Here is a 19,929-nt window from a genome sequence, read left to right as displayed (position 1 = left end):
TCTTGTTATACTGTTTATTTTATGCACAATAGACGGTATACCGATAAAAGTGAAAGGAGAGGTGAACTAAATGCAGGTTAAGCGCATGTCAGAAATATTAGGACAGTTCGCTATGGTAGGCCAGCTCGGACTATCACTCCTTATGCCACTTCTTATGTGTCTTTTAGCATGTTATCTTATGTGTGCCAAGCTATCTGTTGGCACATGGGTTTACATACCAGGGTTTATCTTAGGACTCGGAGGTTCTATGACGACAGCTTATAAAGTTTATCTGTCAGTGATCCACAAAGAAGAAAAAAAGAAAAAAGCTAAAAATAGCAGTGAAGTTTCTTTTAACAGGCATTTTTGATTACTTAAATTTAGGAGAGACGTATGAAATTACAGGATGCTGTAAAAAAAGAGACGGGGATAATTGCTGTGGGGACAGCCATAGGCATTCTCGTTATGTATGTTGTGTTTTTTGTTTTGCACATGGTGCTTCCTAACTGGGCGCCATTTGATATACAGGTTATCTTGGGAGGAATAGGCGGCTTTATAGTGGCTGTCGGTAACTTCTTTTGGATGGCCATATCTGTGCAAAAAGTTGCAGGTATTACGGATGAAGAGAGAGCAAGAAAGACAATGAGCGTAAGCTACAGGTACAGAACACTGCTTCAATTCTTGTGGGTTATTATTGCGATAGTAGCTCCTGTATTCAATGTGGTGACAGGAATTGTTCCTCTTTTCATTCCAAGCTTGATAATCAAACTACGCGGGATCTTGTCTGCGGGGAAAGGAGGTTGAAGGCGAAGATATGAGTAGTGATTTTTCAGTCGTTGGGCCGAAGATATATTACACGATCCACACTGGCATCCCGATTTTGGGCGATTTTAATATTACCGAGACGCTCGTTGTGAGTTGGATCGTAATGATTATTATCACTGGATTGTGTATCTTCCTCACAAGAGATCTTAGACTGGAGAATATTTCCAAGAGACAGGCATTCGCAGAGATGCTTGTGGAGATGGGCAATAATTTTGTCCGTAACAATACTGGAGGCAATAAGTTTGATAAATTGATACCGTTTGTATCCGCTCTGTTTATAACGAGTGTAGTTTCAAACCTTATCAGCCTTACAGGACTAAGAAGTCCAACAGCAGACTTATCAACAGAAGCCGCTTGGGCAGTAGTTGTTTTCATCATGATCACAGCTACCAAGATCAAGACCAACGGCGTAGGCGGATATCTGAAAGGTTTCACGACACCTATTGCAGTCATGACACCATTCAATATTCTGTCAGAGCTTGCTACACCAGTTAGTATGGCATGCCGTCATTTTGGAAATATCCTTTCAGGAGTAGTTATTGACGGACTTATCTATTGGGCTCTGGGACTTGCGTCAGCAGCTCTTTTGGGACTCATCCCTGGAGCAGTTGGAAGATTCCTTTCCAACATACCGATCTTAGGAGTCGGTCTTCCGGCCATTACAGGTGTTTACTTTGACTGGTTCTCAGGATGCATGCAGGCGTTCATCTTCTGTATGCTGACCGTCATGTATATCGCCAATGCGGCAGAGGAAGGTTAAAAAACTAAATAAAGTGAAACGATAACAAAGTTATTTTAGGAGGCAAAAAAATGGGTGATTTTGAGTTATTAGCTAGAGGTATTGCACTTGCAGGATGTGGTATTGGTGCAGGATGTGCACTTATCGCAGGTATTGGACCTGGTATTGGTGAAGGAACTGCTGTTTCTAAGGCTCTTGAAGCTATTGGACGTCAGCCTGAGTGTAAGGGCGATGTAACAAGTACTATGCTTCTTGGTTGTGCCGTTGCAGAGACAACTGGTATCTACGGTTTCGTTACAGGTCTTCTTCTTATCTTCGTTGCACCTGGAATGTTTATGAATTACCTGAAGTAATCAAAAAAGGAGAACTAATATGCAATTACAGGCTCTAATGATGCTCACTGCGGATACAGCCAAGACGCAGGAGCTGGTTACATTGGTACCCTGGACCTTTATTGCACAGATAATAAACTTATTTATCCAGATGTTTCTGATAAAGAAGTTCCTTTTCAAGCCTATCAACGATATTCTTGAGAAGAGAAAAAATCTTGCTGACAAGGCGATCAGGGAAGCCAGAGAGGCCCAGGAAGAAGCCGATTCTCTTAAGTCTCAGTACGAAGAAAGCCTGACTAATGCACATGCCGAAGCTGCAAAGATTGTATCTGAAGCCCAGAAAGAGGCTCAGAACAAGGCTGATACTCTTGTAAAAGAGGCAGAGCAGCAGGCAGCAGGAATCAAGGCAAGAGCTGCTGAAGACATTGAGCAGGAAAAGAAGAAGGCTATCAATGAGGCCAAAGATGAGATTGGCGGACTTGCAATGGATATTGCAGGCAAGGTTGTTGAGAAAGAGATCAACGAAGCTGATCACAAGAAGCTTATCGAGGACTTTATTAGCAAAGTCGGAGCTTAAAAATCAATCAGCCCGAAGCATTTACTGCTGAGGAAATAAATAACAATCAGCCCGAATCATTTACTGATGAGGGCGTAAGAAAATGAAACTAGGGTGAGCATGCCCTATGCCGAAGGCATTTTAATGGCATGCGAATCAGAATTTCGACGAAGGAGAAATTATGAGTAAAGCTGGAGATCTTTATGGGCAGAGCCTATATGATCTGGCAGCGGAATCTAACCTATCGGATGAGATACTGGGCGAAATGGAGTTGATCAAAGGGATCTTTAAAGAGAATCCTGATTATGTGACACTTCTTTCGGAACCTTCAGTCCCAAAGAACGAAAGGCTGAAACTTGTCGACGAGGCATTCGGAGATGGTTGTCAGCAGTACCTTTTGAACTTCATCAAGATCTTGATCGAGAAGGGATTACTTAGAGAATTCTCTGCTTGTCAAAAGAGATTCAGGAAATGCTACAACGAGGAACACGGTATCGCAGATGCCCTTGTTACCACGGCTGTGGCGCTGGATGAGGCTCAACTCAAACAGTTAACTGATAAACTTGAAAAGATAAGCGGCAAAAAAGTGCTGCTGAAGCAGAAGGTAGATAGTGGCGTCCTTGGTGGCGTAAGAGTAGATCTTGAGGGACAGCTCTTTGACGGAACAGTCAAAGGCAGGTTATCCGAGCTTCGCAAAAAAGTTGATGAGACAGTCATCTAAATAATATACATCGGAGGATGATATGGAACTAAAACCAGAAAAAATATCCGAGGTCATTCGAAGCCAGATAAAGAATTATCAGAACGCAATTATCCAGAATGAAACCGGTACAGTTCTTACCGTTGGTGATGGTATCGCCAGAGTAAGCGGACTTTTGAACTGTATGGCAGGTGAGCTTCTGGAGTTCGAGAATGGTACATTCGGAATGGCTCAGAACCTCGAGGAAACAGTAGTATCCGCGGTTTTGTTCGGCGAGGATGTTGGTATCAGCGAAGGACAGACCGTTAAACGTACAGGTCGAGTTGTTTCTGTTCCTGTAGGCGAGAAGATGATCGGACGTGTTGTAAACGCTATCGGTCAGCCTATCGATGGAGCAGGTCCAATCGAAACCACAGAATATAGACCAGTTGAGTCACCAGCTCCTGGTATCATTGACAGACAGCCTGTTAAGGAGCCTCTCCAGACAGGTATTAAGGCTATCGATTCTATGATCCCTATCGGTAGAGGTCAGCGTGAACTTATTATCGGTGATAGACAGACTGGTAAGACTACAATTGCAATTGATACTATCCTTAACCAGAAGGGTAAGGATGTTATCTGTATCTACGTTGCTATTGGACAGAAGCGTTCAACAGTAACTGCACTTGTAGAAGATCTGAAGAAGGGTGGAGCAATGGACTACACTATCGTAGTTGCTGCTACAGCTTCTGAGCCTAGCCCACTTCAGTATATTTCACCATATACAGGTTGTACTATGGGTGAGTACTTCATGAATAAGGGAAAACACGTGCTTTGCATCTATGATGACCTTTCTAAGCATGCTGTAGCTTATCGTGCACTCTCACTTTTGATCAGAAGACCACCAGGACGTGAAGCTTATCCTGGAGACGTTTTCTATCTTCACTCAAGACTTCTTGAGAGAGCTGCTAAGCTTTCTGATGAAAACGGTGGCGGATCACTTACAGCCCTTCCTATTATCGAGACTCAGGCCGGAGACGTTTCAGCGTATATTCCTACAAACGTTATCTCCATTACTGATGGTCAGATATTCCTTGAGACAGAGCTCTTCCACTCAGGTATCATGCCAGCGGTTAACCCTGGTATCTCAGTATCTCGAGTAGGTGGTAATGCTCAAATCAAGGCTATGAAGAAGGTTGCCGGAACACTTAAGCTTGTTTATTCACAGTATCGTGAACTGCAGAGTTTCGCTCAGTTCGGTTCAGATCTTGATGAAGATACAAAGGCTCGTCTTGCACAAGGTGAGCGTATTGTAGAAGTCTTAAAGCAGGACAAGAACCAGCCAGTACCTGTTGAGAAGCAGGTTGCGATTCTTTATGCGGTTGTTAACAACATCCTTATCAAGGTCAATACCGAAGATGTTGCTGAATACGAAGCAGGCCTTTACGACTTCCTTGACAGCGATCCAACTGGTATCGCAGTTATGAAGGAAATCCGTGAGACTGGTAAGCTTGAGAGCGACACTGAGAATAAGTTAAAAGAAGTACTGAACGCTTATACTGAAAACTTTATCAAGAAAAAATAATCAGGAGGAAAACTTAAATGGCTGGATCAATGAAAGCTGTTAAACTCCGAATAAAGAGCGTTCAGAGCACGATGCAGATCACGAAGGCGATGCAGCTGGTTGCAGCTTCAAAGCTTCGTAAGGCAAAGGAAAAGGCTGATAATTCAAAGCCTTACCTTGAGACAGTGCTTGCAACACTTACAGATATAGCTAATGGAAATAACGATTTCCGTTCTATCTTTACCAAGAGTAACGATAATGACAAATGGCTATACGTTGTAATCGCCGGAGACAGAGGTCTTGCAGGCGGATACAACTCAAATCTGTTCAAGTTTGTTGAGAAAGAGATCAAGGATAAGAGCAATGTTACAGTTCTTCCTATCGGTAAAAAATCTGTTGAGTTCTTTAAGCACAGAAATGTGCCTATCCTCACAGAAGAGTATGCTGAAGTTGCCAAGATCAACATCTCGGATTGCTTCCAGATAGCAAAGCTGCTCTGTGGATCATATGGCGGAGACGGTTTTGGACATGTATTCCTGTGCTACACAAATTTCGTGTCCATGCTGTCGCAGGTACCTACAGCCACATCACTTCTCCCATTATCTGATCTCAAGACAGATAATAATGAGAGCGATGGCAAGGCAAAAGACCTGATTCTGTATGAGCCAAACAGTGAAACAGTGTTCGATACAATTGTTCCTGAATATTTAGCTGGAATCTTGTACACAAGTATCAATATCTCATATGCTTCTGAGCTCGCTGCTCGTAGAACAGCCATGGAGGCTGCGACAGATAACGCAGAAGAAATGATCGAGAACTTAAGCTTGTACTACAATAGAGCTCGTCAGGCAAGCATCACTCAGGAAATCACTGAGATTGTTGCTGGTGCTGAAAGCTGAGAACTTGCCGAGGTTTTTTCGAGGCTAGTTCGAAGCTTGTTCTATCGAACGAAGTGAGATAGAACTTCCATACGAGAGCAGAACTTCCATATGAGATAGAACTTCCATATGAGATAGAACTTCCATATGAGATAGAACTTCCATATGAAAGCAGAACTTCATCTAAATACAAAGGAAAATAAAACATTTAAGGAGTTTAACAATGAGTGAAAATCATGTTGGAAAGGTAATACAGGTTACAGGTCCTGTACTTGACATCCGCTTCAAAGAGGGTGAACTTCCAGATCTTCACAATGCTATAGAGATCATGATCGAGGACCGCAAGCTTATTGCAGAGGTTGCTCAGCAGGTCGGAGATGACGTAGTTCGTTGCGTAGCTATGAGCTCCACTGATGGTCTTGTACGTGGCGTTGATGCCAAAGATACAGGAAGTCCTATCACTGTACCAGTTGGTGACAAGTGCTTAGGAAGGATCTTCAACCTTCTTGGAGAGCCTGTTGATAACGGACCTGCACCAGAAGGAGTAGAGAGATGGGCAATCCATCGTCCAGCTCCTGCTTATGAGGATCAGGTTCCTGCTACAGAGATCTTTGAGACAGGAATCAAAGTCGTTGACCTTATCTGCCCTTACGCTAAGGGTGGTAAGATTGGTCTTTTCGGTGGTGCCGGCGTAGGTAAGACAGTTCTTATCATGGAGCTTATCAACAACGTTGCTAAAGCTCACGGTGGTATTTCCGTATTCACCGGTGTAGGTGAGCGTACTCGTGAAGGTAATGACCTTTACGGAGAAATGAAAGAAAGTGGAGTTATTGATAAAACTGCACTAGTTTATGGACAGATGAACGAGCCACCAGGAGCCAGAATGAGAGTTGGTCTTTCTGGACTTACAATGGCTGAATATTTCCGTGATGTAAAGAATCAGGATGTGCTTCTTTTCATCGATAATATCTTCCGTTTCACACAGGCTGGTTCAGAGGTTTCAGCCCTCCTTGGACGTATGCCTTCAGCCGTAGGTTATCAGCCTACACTGGCTACTGAAATGGGTGCTCTTCAGGAGCGTATCACATCCACCAAGAAGGGATCTATCACATCAGTTCAGGCTGTATACGTACCTGCTGATGACCTTACAGACCCTGCTCCTGCTACAACATTCACACACCTTGATGCTACAACAGTTCTTTCCAGAGATATCGCATCAAAGGGTATTTATCCAGCTGTTGATCCTTTGGATTCAACAAGCCGTATCCTTTCTCCAGATATCGTAGGAAAAGAGCATTACGAAGTTGCTAAGGGTGTACAGCAGGTTCTTCAGAGATATCGTGAACTTCAGGATATCATCGCTATCATGGGTATGGATGAGCTTTCAGAAGAGGATAAGCTTACAGTTTACAGAGCACGTAAAGTACAGAACTTCCTGTCACAGAGCTTCTCAGTTGCTGAGCAGTTCACAGGTCTTCCTGGAAAGTACGTTCCTCTCAAAGAGACAATCCGTGGCTTCAAGATGATCCTTAATGGTGAGTGCGATGATCTTCCAGAGAGTGCATTCCTTCTTGTAGGAACTATTGACGAAGTCTTCGAGAAAGCAAAGAAAGGATAACTATTATGTCCAGTTATCATTTACAGGTTGTGTCCTTGGATGGTCTCGAATTCGAGGGTGATGTTCAAAAGATCATGCTTCGTACAATAGATGGTGATGTTGAGATTTTGGCTCGTCACACCAACTACTGTACAGCTATAGGTATGGGCACCGCCAAAGTGACCATGGACGACGGCCAGGAGAGAAAAGCAGCCTGTATCGGTGGAATGCTTTCTGTAATGAACGGAGAGGTCAGAGTCCTTCCTACTACTTGGGAATGGAGCGAAGATATCGATCTTGATCGTGCCATTGCTGCTAAGCTCAAAGCTGAACAAACTTTGAATGACAAGGCAATCGACAAGGAAGCAAGAATTCGTGCCGAGGCCAAGCTCTACAGAGCTCTCGTACGAATCGGTTCCTCCGGTAAGGATAAAAGCAATTTATTTGATAATTAAAAATGACCCGCCTAGGATTTAGAGTCCCAGGCGGGTTTTTGATTGCTCTAAAAACGACGCCCCGGCATGTCTTTTTAGCTATTTTCTTATTTTGGCATGTCAATTTTCGTCAATTTCATGATTCCCGGCATGCCGTTTTTTAGTTCTTTAAGTCTTTGGCATGCTTTATTTCTTTATATCGGGAGATTTTGGCATGCCTTTTCTCTACCTTCTTCACTTTTTGCATGTATCAGATTTGTTATTGCATACCGCTGGGAACAACCTTAATCATTTTCTTAATAGCCATAAAGTCTCGCCAATGGGTAGCATCCCGCAAGTTAAGTGCGCTTTTGTCGCAAAACAAACAATTGTTTTACGATAACAAAAGCACTACACTGGGAACGAAAGATCTCATTGATGCAGTAAAAAATACACTTGGTGTAGAAATTCAGCTTGATTGGGTTTATGAAAACTAAATAATTGCTCATAAAAACGGTCGCAAATTTTTACGATTGAAAATGCGATTGAAAACGGTCGCAAATATAAGACTTGCGACCGTTTTATAATGCTCATATTTACTTATATACCTCAACTATGGCATCAGCAACTTTTTCTCTTTCCCAGCTGAGGGTGTTTCTGTTGAAGATTCCGAAGAATTCATTTCCGGCGTTGAACTGGCCATTGTCCCACCAAAAGCATGGGATACCAAGCTCTTTAGCTTTACCAAGATAGTAGGTAACCCATTTGCAAACTTCATCTTCATTGCCGTCCTTGTTCACAGCGCCGTACTCTGTCATGAGGACAGGTATACCTTTGCTAATGAACTTGTTTCTAAGATAAGCAAACATGTAGTCAATATCAGTCTTATGGGAACCATCCCATGTATCATAGGAGTTGTCTGACTTGAAGGTGAAATCATATGGAGTATAAGCGTGGATAGTCACAGCCATATGCTCATCATCAGGAATGGTAAGGCCATTTATTGCTGGCTTAACAGGCGAATCTGCAACAGTTGTAATGAGAACAAGTCTCTTTTCATTGTTGCCACCAGTTGAACGGACTGCATCTATAAATGTCTGGTTCAGTCTGTTTACACATTCTCTGACTTCCTGTGTTCCGCCGTTCCATTCGTCCTGACCGCCTTTTACTCTTGGTTCATTGAGGCCTTCAAAGATAAGGTGATCGCCGTATTTCTCAAATCTCTCAGCAATCTGAACCCAGAGAACCTTTACCTGCTCATCAACTGCATCGATGTGAGCATTGTCTGGAATGCGCCATTCCTCTTCATGGTGAGAATTGATGATAACGTACATCCCATCATCAAGGGCATAGTTTACGACTTCTTCTACGCGGTCCATCCAAGCTTCGTCAACGGTATATTCAGGAGCTGCGCCCATGTGATCATACCATGTTACAGGAATCCTTATGGAATTAAAGCCTTTGTCGTGAACAGCATCGATCATTTCCTTGGTAGTCTTGGGGTTACCCCAATAGGTTTCATCTGAAAGACCTGAACCGCCCCAGGAATCAAAGGTGTTTCCGAGGTTCCAACCAGTGGTCATTTCAGCCACAAGATCCTTAGGAGTGATATCTCGCATATCATATTTCCCTTCTGATGGAGTGACACTACCAGTCGCGGAAGTATCATCTGATGATTTTTCCTCAGTGGAATCAGATACTTCTGCATTTTCAGAAGCTTCATCATTACTTACGTCCTGAACCGTTTCTGCGCTGGAATCAGTGTTTCCATCATCTACTGGTGCATTGGCTCCGCACCCCGTAAGGAGTGCGAAGACAAGTGAAAAAATAACAAGTTTCTTTTTTGACATAAATTTCTATTCCCCTCAAATTAATGTAGGAACTCAATTGAAGCCAGGCTGGCATTTCCTGTTCCCTTGTAGGTCAGGTACAGTGCATGTGTGCCGCTAAGCTCTGGGAGCTTTCCTTCAAATGAAGTCCAAATGTTTGAGCCGATGCCCTTGATCTCGCCAAGGACTTCGCCATCAAGAGCAGTTCTGATCTCGAAGGTTCCGTTGTAGTAAGCTCTTGTCTTAATTCTAAGCCCAGTAACCTTCTTGAGATCAAAGTACTTGAATCCGATGGTTGTTCCATCGACGATATCCTTGATGTAGCCAGGGTTCTGGTCACCATCTCCGCCTTCCTGCACAACTCTTGGAGCACCTGCTTCAACATATATCTTATGCTCTTTTGTGAAGATGTTACAAGCGATATAAGCTGGGTACTCGCCCTTGTCAGAAAGTGGTCCGTTGTTAAGTCCGCAAGATGTGATCTCAACCTGCTTGATAGAACCGTCTGCCTCGAAGTTTATCTTCTCTGCGCAGCCCTGTCTGCTAAACCATGTTCCATTTGTATGTCTATGGTAAAAGATGTACCACTGGCCTGCAATCTCCACGATACTGCCGTGATTGTTGGCTCCGTAAGCTGTAGCTTCTTCTGCCTTTTTGTAGCTGTCGATATGAAGGTCACAGTTGCTTACAATAACTCCGCCGTACTCATAAGGTCCCTCAGGATCTTTTGATGTTGCGTAGCAGAGCTCATGCATAACTTCTGATGAATATACAAAGTAATATGTATCGCCGTGCTTTCTGATTGATGGAGCCTCAAAGAATGCATGTCCCTCGTATGGTGTTCCCTGGCTGTACTGATTGCCAGGCGCGATAAACTTTGGAGCTTTTTTAACTGTGAGCATGTCTTCCCCAAGAACTGTGAGCATTGCGCCATGTCTTGATTTGTCGCCCTGTCCGCAGAATCCTGTGAAAAGATATGTGACTCCGTTTTCTGTAATCACACCAGGATCAAATTGTGGCTCATCGCCTTCTTTTTCTCCAAGCTTGGTTCCATCTTCATAGTGAACATAGCCATAGAACTTGAATGGGCCTGCCGGTGTATCTGAAACTGCAACTGATACAATACATACCTTATCAAGAACATAGTAAAGATAATATTTACCATCTGGACCAACTGTAACGTCAGGTGCATAGAGGCACATGTGTCCATCTGGATTAAGAGGATCAGATACCTTTGGATAGCTTACACCCTCATACTTCCACTCACCAAGGTCATTAACCGGAGCTGACCAGCAAACATAATCCCCAAGGCAGAAGGTCTCACCCTGATAGAGATCATGGGAACCATAGACATAAACTCTGTCGCCAAATACATAAGGCTCACCATCTGGGATGTACTCCCATGAAGGAAGATATGGGTTAACAGCCTGCTTCTGGCTGTTTTGTCTGATACCGCCTTCAAACCTTGGTACAGCGCCTCTTCCAAGGAACTCCATCTCTGCTGGATTTTCTGGTGTATAAGGTGTCCACTCTGGAAGTGGAAGCTTGTCATAACCTTCGCCATTAGGATTTCCAGTTTTTATGAAGTTTGCGTAGTAGTCGCACATCTGCCTTTGCAGGTCATAGTGATGACCTGCATATGGTCTGTGGCACTTTGCAAGGTTTCCAAAGAAGAACCAAAGATCGCATGAATGGAAGGTTCCAGGATAGCTGTCTCCAGGATGTCCATCTCCAGGAATATCTGGATCAAATCTGTAATAGTAGAATTTCTGGTCAGGTGCATTTTTATGAGCATCGCCAAAAGCACTCTTTACAGAGGACTCTACCATGCTGATTCCGTCTATCTTAAATTCATCTGATGTATTTCCTGACATTACAGGAACATCAGCACATTTTCTATTTACAAAACGCTCTACAGGGTCGCTGTCGCAGAACTTTCCATCAATTATTGGGAACATTCTAGGATGATCCTGAACAAATTTATCGTAGCCTTCTAGAAGCTCTTTTGAAGTGAGCTTTCTGGCTTCTGAAAGGTCTTTTACCCCGAGACTTTCAAAAAACTGAGCTCCAAGATCCTCTGCCTGGGAGAGGCTAAGTGGTCTAAAGATATCGTCATCCATCTTAGGCATTCTGATGATTCCGCTAAGGATCGCAGCGCCCTTTACGATATCGTAGTTCTCAGGATTGGTGAGCTGGTGCATTGTGCTGGAGCCACCTGCTGACTGGCCTGAAATTGTGATCCTGTCTGGATCTCCGCCAAATGCGGCGATGTTTCTATGAACCCAGTGAAGTCCAAATCTCTGGTCCAGAAGGCCGAAATTACCTGGAGCTTCTGGGTTTTCTGCTGTTATATCCTTGTGTGCAAGGAAACCAAAGCAGCCAAGTCTGTAGGCAACACTTACTACTACGATGCCTCTTTTGGCAAGGGCTTCTCCGTTAAATTCCATCTCTGCTGTGTAGCCCCACTGGAAGCCGCCGCCAAAGTACCATACAAGTACTGGAAGTTTTTCGTCAGCTCTTTTAGCAGGAGTCCAAATGTTGAGATAGAGGCAGTCCTCACTCATAGGAATCTCAGGATCAACGTGCCATTCTCTGTCGTAGAGTCCGCCACCGATTCCAGGTGTGTCCTGATATGAGATCGGTCCAAAATCGTATGCTTCTAATGTTCCTTCCCAGTTGTCGCATGGCTGTGGAGCCCTGAATCTGTTTTCACCAACTGGTGGCTTTGCAAAAGGAATTCCTCTGTACACGGTAATTCGAGGATCTTCACCAGCAAGGCCTTTAACTAAACCATTTTCTACTTTCGTTGTTCTTAACATAATCTTTCACCCCATTGTGTTAAAAAATACAGTCTCTTATCGTAGAGTAAAATTTTTGAGGAAAATGGTCTATTCAATTATTGCTACATCTATTCTAAAGGTTGCTAAGTTGTAGGAAAAGAAATCTGAAGCATGCATAAACAAGAAAAAAGAGGGAAAAGGCATGCTAAAAACTCTCGAAAAAAGAAAAGGAAGCATGCTGAAAATTTGAAAACTTGAAAAAGGCATGCTGGAAATCTTGAAATTGAAGAAAATTGGCATGCCAAAACAAGATAATAGCTAAAAAGACATGCCGGGACGCCACAAAGCGCCGCGCGAGACAACCGCACGCATGCCAGGCTGAACGGGACGCCCTGCGCACGTCCCCCCACTTGCAATTATTGACGTGAAATTAGCAATTATTTAGTGGAATCCCCAGGCTCCGATACCGTATAGTCTTGTACATGGAATTAACAAGGTGGGGTTAGCGATATGTACAAAAACAAGAAAAAACCAGCAATTGCAGTACTCAGCATATTAACGGCCTTAACAATTCTAGCGGGATGCCAAGATCAAAAGGCAAGAAGCCAATCAGAGCAAGATAAGACTCAATACCAGCAGGCTCCACAAACCGAAACGGCGACAGAAACAGATCAAACCGAGGGGGATACAGATATGTCAGCAACACATTCAGTTGAGATTCAAAAAAGCTACAAGCAGATAACAGAGCACAATCCGGTAATGCTCCAGAGATTTGGCGCAGATCCATATGCTCTTGTTTATAACGGAAGAGTCTACCTCTACATGACAGGTGATAAGCCATCATACGAGGCAGATGGCACAGCCAAAGAAAACACCTATTCAAATATCAACACCATAAACGTTGTGTCATCTGATGATCTTGTTAACTGGACAGATCATGGAACAGTATACGCAGCAGGCAAGAACGGCGCAGCAAGCTGGGGAGCAAACTCATGGGCACCAGCTGCAGCTTACAAGAACATTGATGGCAAAGACAAGTTCTTCTTATATTTTGCAAATAACGGAAATGGCATCGCTGTTCTCACAGCAGATAGCCCAACTGGACCATTCACAGATCCTATAAATGGACCACTCATCTCAAGAGATACTCCAACCTGCGCAGAAGTAACATGGCTCTTTGATCCTGCAGTTCTCATGGACGATGACGGATCAGCCTACATTTATTTCGGAGGCGGAGTTCCTTCACCTGATAAGGCTTCAAATCCAGGAACAGCAAGAGTTGCAAAGCTCTCTGATGATATGATCAGCCTCGACGGAGATCCAATCGCCATCGAGAACGTTCAGTATCTCTTTGAAGATTCAGGTATCAACAAGATAAACGGAACCTATTACTATTCATATTGTACAAACTTCGATGTTACTCCAGAAGCAGAAAAAGAGCTCGGCTTCTCTAATGGCGAGATCATGACCATGAAATCAGATTCTCCTATGGGACCTTTCGAGCCAGCAAACGGAGTCCTCAAGAACCCTGAAGTATTCTTTGGCCTTGGCGGTAACAACCATCACTGCATGTTTGAATTTGAAGGTCAGTGGTACATCGCATACCACTCCAGAATCCTTGAAGAGAAGATGGGAATACTTCACGGATACAGAAGTACTAATGTTGATAAGATAAGATTCAATGAAGAAGGCGAGCCAGCTGCCAGCGTTGGCACCAGAAACGGCGTTCCTCAGGTAAAAGACTTTGATCCATACCAGACAATTCCAGCAGTAACCATGGCTAACGAAGCAGAGATAGATACAACCCAGTTTGGTGAAGAAGCCGAGAAATTCGGCTCAGGAGATATGATCCTGACTGGCATCAAGGATGGTTCATGGACCAGCATTGAAGGTGTGAACTTTGGCTCTGAGGGAGCAAAGAGCATCGAAGTAGAGTACCTTGGCACAGGAGAAGGCACAATTAACATCTGCCTTGATCTTCCATCAGCAGAGCCGGTGTGCAGAATTCCTGTATCAGCCGCAGGCAAAGAACTTACAACTGTCACAGCAGAGTTTGAAAATCCTGTAACAGAAAAACACACTGTATACTTCGTCTTTGAAGGAAGTAACTACAGTGTGCATTCATGGAAGTTTAATAAATAAGCAGTTCTTTTACATTATCCTTGTTGCTGTTTGTGCAGTCCTTGAGAAAATAAAGAACGGTACTCACCAGGGGTACACCCTTTCTTTTGCTTGAAGGTCCGGTTAAAAGTAGAGATACTTGAAAAACCGGACTGGAGGGCGATATCAGTAATAGAAAGATCATCTCTAGTAAGGAGAACCTCCGTAGCCTTGATACGCTGACCGATAAGGTAGTCGTAGAAAGTACAGTTCATATATTCTTTGAAAAGCCTTGAGAAATGGAACTTGGAGAAACCGCTGTAAGCAGCCACATCCTCAAGAGTTATATCGTAGGTGTAATTCTGATCGATGTAATCAATAGCGTTGTTAAGCTTTTCAAAATACTCATGTCTCTTAACTGGCGTGCTATCAGTAAAGATGTTGATCTTGCTGAGGCGATGCCTTGAGAGAATAGTCATGATCTGGAACAGATGGGAATAGATAGAAAACTCATAGAACTCAGTCTTCTGGAAGTATTCATTCCATATCTGTGAAAAGAGATCGCTGATCTCGGAAAAGATCGGTGCGTGGCTCTCGGGAGTGATATGAATGCAGTCCTGAAGCATGGTGATAAGACTGGAGTATCCTCTAAGTGATGAGAAAAAGTCAATATCAAAAAGGCATACATATCTGCAGCCTGTTTTTGGCGCATGAAGGCTGTGAGATCTGCGAGGCGGGATAATGATGATCTCGCCAGGAACAACGTGATAGTAGTCACCATCAATTTCTACATCATAGTAATTTTCAATAGGAGCGATAATCTCAAGAGCGTTGTGCCAGTGTGATGAATAGTCACAGGGCAGCTCATTGTACCAGATTCGTAGAGATGAGTCCTTTGGAAAAATAGATTTCTCGTTATTGTTCACCATTACACGTGCTTTGTAATCGGTGTTTTGCTGATAATAGTCTAACTTAACATTGTCTTCTTTTTTGACCATTGTTGTTACACCTTTCTAATATCAGTGTCTTATTGAATTTACCCTCAAATCATATCATTATCTGGTAAATAAAACTTCTCAAAAATTGCTATCAATCATCAAAAAGTGCTCAATATAGATAATAGAAAATCAATTAGCATCATGTCTATTGTTAAATATGCACAAAAAAACACTACCATTTTTTGCGGTCAAAAAGCAATATCTGAACGCCATTTTGCAAAAAATGACAAGCAAATCTTTCTGCTAGCTTATATGCTATATCTTGTCAACTAGAATTATGATTAGCAAAAATTGATTACTAATTGGGGAGGCTAAGTTGATGAAAAAATGGGGAAGATCTTTGGCGAATGTCTGCGCGGTGATCATGGCGATTTCTATTACTGCATGCGGCGAAACAGCTGGATCAGAGGCAGTAAATGCATCGTCGGAGACAGCGACAAACGCAGATGACGCATCATCAGTTTCTAGCTCAGAACCAGAAAATCAGGAGAAGCAAGAATTGAATACAGAAGAAAGTAAGGAGCAGATTCCAGCCCTTAGAGATGTGGTTCCCAAGAAAATGGGATGCAGGATTGGATGTGCTATTACAGGTAAAGAACCTTGGGATCCCAAGCTGTGGGACCTTGTTACAACACATTTCAATGCAGTGACACTTGGCAATGAATTAAAGCCTGATTCACTCTTTGGTTATAGCGTAAGTACCTGTCCTGGTACAAAAGAGGCAGAGCTTAACGGTGAGACCATAACGGTTCCGGTTCTTAATTATAGTAATCCGGAAAAGATACTTAATAAGATACTCAAATGGAACGAAGCAAATCCAGACAGAAAGATAGAAGTAAGAGGACACGTTCTCCTCTGGCACTCACAGACTCCAGAGTGGTTCTTCCATGAAGATTATGACAAGACCAAGCCATATGTCAGCAAGGAAGAGATGGACAAGAGACTTGAGTGGTACATAAGAGAAGTCTTGACTCACTTTACTGGAGAGAATAGTCCATATAAAGATCTTTTCTATGGATGGGACGTAGTAAACGAAGCAATATCTGATTCAACAGGAACCTATAGAACAGATACTGAAAGACCTGATGAAGATCTTCTAGAAGACAGACACGGCGGCAACTCCAGCTGGTGGCATGTATATCAGAGTGAAGAGTTCATCATCAACGCATTTAAGTACGCTAACAAATATGCTCCAGATGATCTTGAGCTTTACTACAACGACTACAACGAATGCGATGCCAAAAAGAGAGCAGGAATCATCACTCTCCTTGAAGAAGTAAAAGCAGCTGAAGGTCCAAAAGGCGAAGGTACCAGGATCACAGCAATGGGAATGCAGGGACATTACAGTATGGAGGGCCCTTCCTATACAGAGGTTGAGGCATCAGCCAAGGCCTATGGCAAGGTTGTTGGAAATGTACAGATTACCGAATGGGATCTTAGAGCAACAGATGGCTACGACGGAAGTCCAGAAGCTATGGAAAAAGAATATGAGGAGCAGCGTAAGGTTTACAACCTCATGTACTACGGACTTCAGTCAGCTCAGAACTCAGGAGTAAACATTACGGGAATTACTTTCTGGGGAACAATAGATACACTTTCATGGCTACAGTTCAGATCCAATGTAGGTGGTGGAAGTCAAAAAGAACAAAAGCAGTGCCCACTATTATTTGATGGCAAGTATGAACCAAAGCCAGCATTTTGGGTGTTCGCACAAGAATAAACAAAGGACTATATAACATGAACAAGACATTGCGAAAAGTTTTAATAGTTATTGGGGTATTAGTAGTTTTCGCCGGTATATGCGTACTTCTTTCACATAGAGAAAGAACTGATTTCCACGAGAAATACGAAGGCACAGATCTCACTGTTGAAGTTGAAGGAATGGAAAGAGTAGGTGCTTATACAGGATATCTTAATGAACATGCAGATGCAGACAGACCTTCAGGTGACATTGCAGTAAACATTGATGAATATGAATCAAAAGGTACTGTTCGTAAAGAAAATAACGGTATTTTTACTGAGACCGGTTCTGAGATCACATGGACAGTAGACGTGCCAAAGGCTGGTATGTACCAGATCTACATCGAGTATTTCATTCCAGAATCAAGAGGAGTTCCTGCAGAACGTACCGTATACATTAACGGAGAACTTCCATTTGAAGATGCCAGAAACATTTCATTCACCAGAATGTGGATGGATGGCGGAGAAGTTAGAACTGATAACAGAGATAACGAGATCCGACCAGTTCAGGTTGAATACTTCGACTTCCAGTCAGCATATTTTAGAGACGACATGGGATTTGTCCCAGAGCCATACGTTTTCTATTTTGAAAAAGGTGAAAACACACTTACATTCGAAGCAGACAATGAACCTATGATCCTCTCAAAGGTAGAGCTTAGAGGAGTTACAGAAAGACCTACTTATGAAGAGTATCTTGCAGCTAATAAACATGATCCTGCATCAGAGCAGGCCAGAAATTACATGCAAGTGGTTCAGGGTGAGGATTCTACCTTAAGATCTGAATCCTCCCTATATGCCAAGTATGATAGATCCTCACCTACCACTTCACCAAATAGTGTTACACACACAGTTCTCAACTATGTAGGTGGAGAAAGCTGGAGATCAACAGGTCAGTGGATCCAGTGGGATATCGAAGTTCCAGAGGATGGATATTACAACATCATGGTAAAAGCCAGACAGAACTACGCAAGAGGATCTGTTTCAAATAGAAGCGTTTACATTGATGGCGAGATTCCATTCAAGGAGCTCGAAGAGATCTCTTTTGAATATTCAAACGATTGGGAGAGTCTTGAACTTCCATATGATATCTACCTTACAAGGGGTGTTCATACTGTAAGACTTGAGGCAACTCTTGGAGGTGTTGGACCAATCCTTGAACAGATTCAGGATTCAACTTACAGACTCAATCAGATATATAGAAAGATTCTTGTTTACACTGGCGCAAGCCCAGATGTTTACAGAGATTATCACATCGATACAACATATCCTGAGATCATGAAAGCAATGGACCTTGAGTCAAAGAGATTATACAAGACCGTTGATGACATGGTTGCTTACTCAGGACAGATGGCTGATAACATTGCTACAGCTCAGACAATCGCTCAGCAGCTTGAAAGATTTATCGAAAAGCCACAGAAGATCACAACAGAGTTCGTTGCATTCAAGGACAACATCACATCACTTGGTACTGCACAGCTCAAGATGAGTGAAACAAAACTTGATGTAGATTACATAGTAGTTTCAGGAACAGATGCTCATCCAAAGAAAGATAAAGCAACTGTATTTAGCAAGATCGGTCACGAAGTAAAATCCTTTGTAGCATCATTCTTTGTAGACTATAACTCAGTTGGTGATGTTTACGATGGCTCAGAAGAGAAGGTAATCAAGGTTTGGGTATTAACCGGTAGAGACCAGGGAACAATCCTTAAGTCCATGATCGATGATGAGTTTACAACATCAACAGGAATAAAGGTCAACGTAGAGATAGTTGATCAGGCAGCACTTCTTAATGCAGTACTTGCAGGCAGAGGACCAAACGTAGTTCTTTCAGTTTCAGCAGAAAAACCTGTTAACTACGCACTTAGAGGAGCAGCAGAGGATATCACTCAGTTTGAAGGCTGGGAAGAAGTAATGAGTCACTACTCACCAAGCTCTTATGAGCAGTACAGCCTTGATGGTCATATCTACGGAATACCAGAGACACAGACCTTCAACGTAATGTTCTACAGAAAAGACGTACTTGAAGAACTTGGACTTGAGGTTCCACAGACCTGGCAGGAACTCATCGAAATGCTTCCTACAATTCAGGGTAACAGCCTTTCAATAGGTATTCCTACAGCGGCTGGTAGTAGCGGTGCATCATCGGCTTCTACACAGGTTATGTCAAATGTACCTGACCTTTCAATGTACTTCTCACTTCTTTATCAGTACGGCGGTGACATGTACAACGAGGCAGGAACCAAGACTACAGTCAACACAGAAGCAGGCGTCAAAGCCTTCGATGATTACGTAAGATACTTTAATGATTATGGCATTCCTACAATCTATGACTTCGTCAGCAGATTCCGTTCAGGAGAGATGCCAATAGGTATAGCAGCTTATTCAACATACAACACACTCATGGTTTCAGCACCTGAGATCAGAGGTCTTTGGGACTTCACTCTCATTCCTGGAACATACAGAACAGATGAGAACGGAAAAACATATCTTGATCGCTCAGACTTCATAACAGGAAGTGCAACTATGATGATCACAACTGAGGATGAAGAGTTAAAGCAAGCTTCATGGGAATTCATGAAGTGGTGGGCAAATGAAAAAACTCAGGTTAGATTTGGTCGTGAGATCGAAGCACTCCTTGGTTCATCTGCTAGATATGCAACAGCAAACAGAGATGCATTCAAGAATCTCTCATGGAGTGCAGATGATATCGAAGTTCTTGATGAACAGTGGGATCAGACAGTTGGTATTAGAGAAGTTCCTGGTGGATATTTCACAGGAAGACACATCTCAAATGCAATCAGAAAAGTTCTTACAGATAAGACTGATTCCAGAGAGACCATTATTGATTATTCAATCTTTATAGATGAAGAGATCAAGAAGAAACGACTTGAGTTCGGTATGTCAGTAGATTGATTAGGAG

The 19,929-nt window shown here is 42.9% G+C and carries 16 protein-coding genes; 13 read left to right on the top strand and 3 right to left on the bottom strand.

Translation table 11 applies throughout. The features are described from left to right. Window positions 1–85: 85 nt before the first annotated feature. The 10 genes from BUA02_RS08910 to atpC all read left to right on the top strand — a co-directional run bounded on the left by BUA02_RS08910 (window position 86) and on the right by atpC (window position 7,604). Entirely contained in the window at window positions 86–349 is a 264-nt protein-coding gene (locus BUA02_RS08910; RefSeq protein WP_236845943.1) for an AtpZ/AtpI family protein, read from the top strand. Window positions 350–372: 23 nt separating this feature from the next. Next, complete coding sequence (locus BUA02_RS08905; RefSeq protein WP_071175004.1) at window positions 373–783, top strand: ATP synthase subunit I; 411 nt, start codon at window positions 373–375, stop codon at window positions 781–783. Window positions 784–793: 10 nt separating this feature from the next. Next, window positions 794–1,564: a F0F1 ATP synthase subunit A gene (locus BUA02_RS08900; protein WP_072703009.1), complete on the top strand. Its 771-nt coding sequence runs from the start codon at window positions 794–796 to the stop codon at window positions 1,562–1,564. Between the two features lie 50 nt (window positions 1,565–1,614). After that, on the top strand, window positions 1,615–1,896 hold the full coding sequence (atpE, locus tag BUA02_RS08895) for an ATP synthase F0 subunit C (RefSeq protein ID WP_071175006.1): 282 nt from the start codon (window positions 1,615–1,617) through the stop codon (window positions 1,894–1,896). Window positions 1,897–1,915: 19 nt separating this feature from the next. Next, window positions 1,916–2,452 (top strand): F0F1 ATP synthase subunit B, encoded by a 537-nt coding sequence (gene atpF / locus BUA02_RS08890; protein WP_236845944.1) that lies wholly within the window; start codon window positions 1,916–1,918, stop codon window positions 2,450–2,452. 160 nt (window positions 2,453–2,612) lie between these two features. After that, window positions 2,613–3,152, top strand: coding sequence for an ATP synthase F1 subunit delta (atpH, locus tag BUA02_RS08885; RefSeq protein ID WP_072703006.1), 540 nt, complete (start codon window positions 2,613–2,615; stop codon window positions 3,150–3,152). Window positions 3,153–3,174: 22 nt separating this feature from the next. After that, the gene (atpA, locus tag BUA02_RS08880; RefSeq protein ID WP_072703004.1) at window positions 3,175–4,695 is read left to right on the top strand and encodes a F0F1 ATP synthase subunit alpha; all 1,521 of its coding nucleotides are present in this window, start codon (window positions 3,175–3,177) and stop codon (window positions 4,693–4,695) included. A 17-nt stretch (window positions 4,696–4,712) separates the two neighbouring features. Further along, window positions 4,713–5,573, top strand: coding sequence for an ATP synthase F1 subunit gamma (gene atpG / locus BUA02_RS08875; protein WP_072703001.1), 861 nt, complete (start codon window positions 4,713–4,715; stop codon window positions 5,571–5,573). A gap of 202 nt (window positions 5,574–5,775) precedes the next feature. Then, window positions 5,776–7,170 (top strand): F0F1 ATP synthase subunit beta, encoded by a 1,395-nt coding sequence (gene atpD, locus BUA02_RS08870; protein ID WP_072702998.1) that lies wholly within the window; start codon window positions 5,776–5,778, stop codon window positions 7,168–7,170. Window positions 7,171–7,175: 5 nt separating this feature from the next. Next, window positions 7,176–7,604, top strand: coding sequence for an ATP synthase F1 subunit epsilon (atpC, locus tag BUA02_RS08865; protein ID WP_071175011.1), 429 nt, complete (start codon window positions 7,176–7,178; stop codon window positions 7,602–7,604). A gap of 554 nt (window positions 7,605–8,158) precedes the next feature. Here the strand turns inward: atpC and BUA02_RS08860 are convergent. After that, a complete protein-coding gene (locus BUA02_RS08860; protein ID WP_072702995.1) occupies window positions 8,159–9,412 on the bottom strand; it encodes a glycoside hydrolase family 5 protein in 1,254 nt (417 codons plus the stop codon). Window positions 9,413–9,432: 20 nt separating this feature from the next. Continuing rightward, entirely contained in the window at window positions 9,433–12,210 is a 2,778-nt protein-coding gene (locus BUA02_RS16180; RefSeq protein WP_143147399.1) for a carboxylesterase family protein, read from the bottom strand. Window positions 12,211–12,864: 654 nt separating this feature from the next. Between BUA02_RS16180 and BUA02_RS08845 the strand changes: the two genes are divergently transcribed. Next, entirely contained in the window at window positions 12,865–14,313 is a 1,449-nt protein-coding gene (locus BUA02_RS08845) for a glycoside hydrolase family 43 protein (protein ID WP_143147398.1), read from the top strand. Between the two features lie 14 nt (window positions 14,314–14,327). On the opposite strand, the gene BUA02_RS08840 is transcribed toward BUA02_RS08845, so the two are convergent. Continuing rightward, window positions 14,328–15,269: a helix-turn-helix transcriptional regulator gene (locus tag BUA02_RS08840; RefSeq protein WP_071175015.1), complete on the bottom strand. Its 942-nt coding sequence runs from the start codon at window positions 15,267–15,269 to the stop codon at window positions 14,328–14,330. A gap of 319 nt (window positions 15,270–15,588) precedes the next feature. On the opposite strand from BUA02_RS08840, the gene BUA02_RS08835 reads away from it, so the two are divergent. Together BUA02_RS08835 and BUA02_RS08830 are read left to right on the top strand one after the other, a co-directional pair. Further along, on the top strand, window positions 15,589–16,989 hold the full coding sequence (locus BUA02_RS08835) for an endo-1,4-beta-xylanase (protein WP_072702989.1): 1,401 nt from the start codon (window positions 15,589–15,591) through the stop codon (window positions 16,987–16,989). Between the two features lie 17 nt (window positions 16,990–17,006). Continuing rightward, a complete protein-coding gene (locus BUA02_RS08830; RefSeq protein ID WP_072702986.1) occupies window positions 17,007–19,922 on the top strand; it encodes an extracellular solute-binding protein in 2,916 nt (971 codons plus the stop codon). Window positions 19,923–19,929: the final 7 nt, after the last annotated feature.

The organism is Butyrivibrio hungatei DSM 14810 (assembly GCF_900143205.1).
In the GTDB taxonomy this organism is placed as follows: Bacteria; Bacillota; Clostridia; order Lachnospirales; family Lachnospiraceae; genus Butyrivibrio; species Butyrivibrio hungatei.
This window is presented reverse-complemented; position numbering and strand designations above follow the sequence as displayed.